This is a genomic window from Microbispora sp. ZYX-F-249 (assembly GCF_039649665.1).
GTDB lineage: Bacteria > Actinomycetota > Actinomycetes > Streptosporangiales > Streptosporangiaceae > Microbispora > Microbispora maris.
Genome location: NZ_JBDJAW010000148.1, coordinates 1 through 841 on the forward strand (window position 1 = coordinate 1; position 841 = coordinate 841).

Sequence of the window (841 nt, forward strand, 5' to 3'; positions counted from 1 at the left end):
CCCGCTGTCGAACTCCGGGCAGGAGTCGGCGGCCCGGACCTTCAACGCGGCGATCCCCGGCATCGTGCAGTCCAAGGTCAACAGCGGCAAGCGGGTGCATCTGGTCGACATGCACAGCAAGCTGACCACCGCCGACCTGATCGACGGCATCCATCCCACCGCGACCGGCTACGACAAGATGGCAGCGGCCTGGTACGCCGCGCTCCAGACGGTCTCCGGCAGCATCGGCCAGCCCGGCGGCACCTCCAGCCCGAGCCCGAGTCCAAGCCCGAGCCCGAGTGCCAGCCCTTCGTCGAGCCCGTCGTCGAGCCCGTCGTCGCCGGGTGGGAAGTCGTGCTCGGCCGCGTACTCCGTCACCGGGCAGTGGCAGGGCGGTTTCCAGGCCTCGGTGACCGTCACCGCGGGTGGCTCGGCCATCTCCTCCTGGACCGTCAGCTGGCGGTTCGGCGACGGCCAGACGGTCACGCAGTCGTGGAACGCCACGATCGGCGCGAGTGGATCGCAGGTCACCGCCCGCAACGTGAGCTACAACGGCGCCCTGGGCGCCGGTGCGAGCACGGAGTTCGGCTTCCTCGGCAGTTGGAACGGCGCCAACGGCGTGCCGGCGCTGACCTGCACCGCGGCCTGACAGGCCCGGCCACCCTCATGCAGTGAAGGACATCCCGTGAAACGAACACTCAAAGCCATCGTGGCCGCCGCCGCCTTACCCCTGGTGCTCGCGGGCGCACTGACGGCGGCCCGGCCCGCCGCGGCCGCGTCGCTGACCCGGGTCACCGGATTCGGCAACAACCCGACCAACCTGAACATGTACATCTACGTGCCCGACAGGGTCGCGGCCCGC

At 70.5% G+C, this 841-nt stretch carries 1 protein-coding gene; it reads left to right on the forward strand.

Annotated features, from left to right (window positions below; all coding sequences use genetic code 11):
* A partial coding sequence (locus tag AAH991_RS40150; RefSeq protein ID WP_346231195.1) for a cellulose binding domain-containing protein occupies window positions 1-628 on the forward strand: 628 nt, incomplete at its 5' end.
* Between the last annotated feature and the right edge of the window lie 213 nt (window positions 629-841).